3 protein-coding genes are annotated in these 4,075 nt (G+C 65.9%); all 3 read left to right on the plus strand.

The window, feature by feature from the left end:
• Positions 1-1,289, plus strand: a 1,289-nt coding sequence (locus tag P5705_RS26080; RefSeq protein WP_277463736.1) for a molybdopterin-dependent oxidoreductase, incomplete at its 5' end; no start/stop codon positions are given.
• A gap of 99 nt (positions 1,290-1,388) precedes the next feature.
• Entirely contained in the window at positions 1,389-2,780 is a 1,392-nt protein-coding gene (locus P5705_RS26085) for a cytochrome ubiquinol oxidase subunit I (protein WP_277463737.1), read from the plus strand.
• 14 nt (positions 2,781-2,794) lie between these two features.
• Entirely contained in the window at positions 2,795-3,811 is a 1,017-nt protein-coding gene (gene cydB, locus P5705_RS26090) for a cytochrome d ubiquinol oxidase subunit II (protein ID WP_277463738.1), read from the plus strand.
• The last annotated feature ends 264 nt before the right edge of the window (positions 3,812-4,075 follow it).

Consider the following 4,075-nt stretch of genomic DNA (forward strand, 5'->3'; position numbering starts at 1 on the left):
GCAAGGCCGAGATCGAGCTGGCCGCGCGCATGTACCGCAAGGCCGAGCGGGTGATCATGTGCTGGGCCATGGGCGTCACCCAGCACCGCCACTCGGTGCCGACCGTGCAGGAGATCGTCAACCTGCAATTGCTGCGCGGCAACGTCGGCCGCCCGGGCGCCGGGTTGTCGCCGGTGCGTGGCCACAGCAACGTGCAGGGCGACCGCAGCATGGGCATCGACGAGAAACCGCCGACCTGGCTGCTCGACAATCTGCAACAGCGCTTTGGCATCGAGGTACCACGCGACCACGGGCACAACGCCGTGCTGGCGATCCAGGCCATGGAGGAGGGGCGCACCAAGGTGTTCGTCGCCCTGGGCGGCAACTTCGCCCAGGCCACCCCGGACACCCCGCGTACCCATGCGGCGCTGCGCAACTGCGAACTGACCGTGCACATCGCCACCAAGCTCAACCGCTCGCACCTGGTCACCGGCCGTGACGCGCTGATCCTGCCGTGCCTGGGGCGCACCGAGATCGATATCCAGGGTGAAGGCCCGCAAGGTGTCACGGTCGAGGACACCTTCAGCATGGTGCATATCTCCCATGGCCAACTGAAACCGCGTTCGCCGCACCTGCGCTCGGAGCCTGCGATCATCGCCGGCATGGCCAAGGCCACCCTGGGCGACCGGCCGATCGACTGGGACTGGGTGGTGGCCGACTATGGGCGCATCCGCGACCTGATCGCTGACACCATCCCAGGCTTCACCGACTTCAATGCGCGCCTGCACCACCCGGGCGGCTTCTACCTGGGCAACGCCGCCGCCGAGCGTGAGTGGAACACCGCCAGCGGCAAGGCGCAGTTCGCCGCCAGCCCATTGCCAGCGCAACTGGTCAACGAGGCGGTACTGGCCCGTGGCGACAAGCCCGACCTGATCCTGCAGACCTTGCGCTCCCACGACCAGTACAACACCACCCTCTACGGCCTGGACGACCGCTACCGTGGTGTGTTCGGGCTGCGCGAAGTGGTCTTCGCCAATGAGGCGGACATCCGTCGGCTGGGCTTCGCGCCGGGTGACAAGGTGGACATGGTGTCGCTGTGGGAGGACGGCCTCGAGCGGCGGGTCACGGGCTTCACCCTGGTGGCCTACGACATTCCCACGGGCCAGGCAGCCGCCTACTACCCGGAGACCAACCCGCTGGTGCCTTTGGAAAGCTACGGTGACCAGACCTTCACGCCCACCTCGAAGTTCGTCGCCATTCGCCTCGAGCGGGCACGGCCGGATGGGTTGATCCACACCGTCGCCGAATAACCCTCAACTTCCTTCATTCATCGACTGCGGGCCCTCGGGCGTGCGGCGCGCTGCTGGCCGCCGCCCGACAGGGGCCTGCCTGTCCACAAGGATATTGTCATGTCGACTCTGAGTGCGCTGGACCTGGCGCGGCTGCAGTTCGCCTTCACGGTCTCGTTCCACATCCTATTCCCGGCCATCACCATCGGCCTGGCCAGTTTCCTGGCCGTGCTCGAAGGCTGCTGGCTGAAAACTGGCAACGCGGTCTACAAGGACCTGTACACCTTCTGGTCGAAGATCTTCGCGGTCAACTTCGGCATGGGCGTGGTCTCGGGCCTGGTGATGGCCTACGAGTTCGGCACCAACTGGGCGCGGTTCTCCGACTTCGCCGGCAGCGTGACCGGCCCCTTGCTCACCTACGAGGTGCTCACCGCGTTCTTCCTCGAGGCGGGCTTCCTCGGGGTGATGCTGTTCGGCTGGGGCAGGGTGGGGCGCAAGCTGCATTTCTTCGCCACGATCATGGTGGCGATCGGCACGCTGATCTCGATGTTCTGGATCCTTTCGTCCAACAGCTGGATGCAGACCCCGCAGGGCATCGAGATCGTCGATGGCCGCGTGGTGCCGGTGGACTGGTTCAAGGTCGTCTTCAACCCGTCGTTCCCCTATCGCCTGGCGCACATGGCGCTGGCCGCGTTCCTCTCCACCGCGTTGTTCGTCGGCGCTTCGGCCGCCTGGCACCTGCTGCGCGGGCGCGATACCCCGCAAGTGCGCAAGATGCTGTCGATGGCCATGTGGATGGTGCTGGTCGCCACGCCCGTGCAGGTGGTGGTCGGTGACGCCCACGGGCTGAACACCCTGGAGCACCAGCCGGCGAAGATCGCCGCCATCGAGGGGCACTGGCAGAACAAGCCCGGCGAGGCCTCGCCGCTGGTGCTGTTCGGCCTGCCGGACATGGCTGGCGAAACCACTCGCTACAGCCTCGAGGTGCCTTACCTGGGCAGCCTGATCCTGACCCATAGCCTGGACAAGCAGATCCCGGCGCTGAAGAGCTTCGCCAAGGAAGACCGCCCCAACTCGACGATCATCTTCTGGAGCTTCCGGGTCATGGCCGGGCTGGGCATGCTGATGCTGGCCTGCGCGCTGCTGGCCCTGGCGTTGCGCCGCAACGGCGCGCTGTACCGCCAGCGCGCCTTCCTCTGGTTCGCCTTGCTGATGGGGCCGTCGGGGCTGATCGCCCTGCTGGCCGGCTGGTTCACCACCGAGGTGGGCCGCCAGCCCTGGGTGGTGTACGGCATGCTGCGCACCACCCAGGCGGCGTCCAACCATAGCGCCATGCAGATGAGCATCACCCTGGCGGCGTTCGTGGTCATCTACTGCCTGGTGTTCACCGTGGGCATCGGCTACATGATGCGCCTGGTGCGCAAGGGCCCAACCACGCACCAGGCACTGCCAACCCCCGAGCAACCGCAATCGCTGGCCGGCACGCGTCGCCCGCTGGCCGTCGCCGACTGAGAAGGAGCAGGCAAATGGCAATTCAAGGTATCGACCTGTCGGTCATCTGGGGCGTAATCATCGCCTTCGGCCTGATGATGTACGTGATCATGGACGGCTTCGACCTGGGGCTGGGGATTCTCTTCCCGTTGATCGAGGACGCCAGTGATCGCGACGTGATGATGAACACCGTCGCACCGGTGTGGGACGGCAACGAGACCTGGGCGGTGCTGGGGGCGGCGGCGTTGTACGGCGCCTTCCCGCTGGCCTACTCGGTGATCCTCGAGGCCCTGTACCTGCCGCTGGTGCTGGTGCTGGCCGGGCTGATCTTCCGCGGCGTGGCCTTCGAGTTCCGCTTCAAGGCCCACCCGCGCAAGCGTCACCTGTGGGACAAGGCGTTCATCGGCGGCTCGGTGCTGGCGACCTTCTTCCAGGGCGTGGCCATCGGCACCTACATCGGCGGCATCCCGGTGCTGGACCGCCAGTTCGCCGGTTCCGGCTGGGACTGGCTGGCGCCGTTCCCGCTGTTCTGCGGCGTCGGCCTGCTGCTGACCTACGCGCTGCTGGGCAGTACCTGGCTGCTGATCAAGACCGACGGCATGCTCGAGTCGCGCATGCGCCACTACAGCCGCCCGCTGACCTACCTGCTGGCGTTGGTGATCGTGGTGATCTGCGCCTGGACCGCCTGGCTGCATGAGGACATCGCCCAGCGCTGGTTCGGCGCCAGCCACTGGCTGTGCTCGGTACTGATCGCGGTGCTGGCGGTGCTGGCCGTGGTGGTGATCCAGAAGACCCTGCGCAAGCGCCACTCGCACCTGCCGTTCATGGCCGTGGTGGGGTTGGTGTTCCTCGGTTACCTGGGCCTGGCGATCAGTCTCTGGCCGAACATCGTGCCACCGGGCATCACCCTGTGGCAGGCGGCCGCGCCGCTGACCAGCCAGCTGTTCGCGCTGATCGGGGCGTTGTTCATCATCCCGATCATCCTGGGGTACACCTTCTGGAGCTACCACGTGTTCCGCGGCAAGGTGCAGGCGGGGGATGCGTATCACTGAGGAGGCTGTCGATCGCGGGGGGCGGAGAGGGGCGGACGATAGCCTTGCAGCATTTTCGAGGTCGAGCGACGCGCAGGCGGCGTTCGATCTGTAGGGCACTGCAAGTGATATCGTCCAGCACCTGGCGGCCGCCATGCGATAAAGAGCCCGCCTTCAAAGATCCTGAAGGCGAATGCGTTCTAGGCAGCCATGAAAGTCAGTGGTGTCTGTCGTATTTGGTGACTTCTCGATGGCGTAATTTCGGACGCGTCCGACATACAACAC

The organism is Pseudomonas entomophila, from assembly GCF_029478665.1.
GTDB classification, from domain to species: Bacteria; Pseudomonadota; Gammaproteobacteria; order Pseudomonadales; family Pseudomonadaceae; genus Aquipseudomonas; species Aquipseudomonas entomophila_F.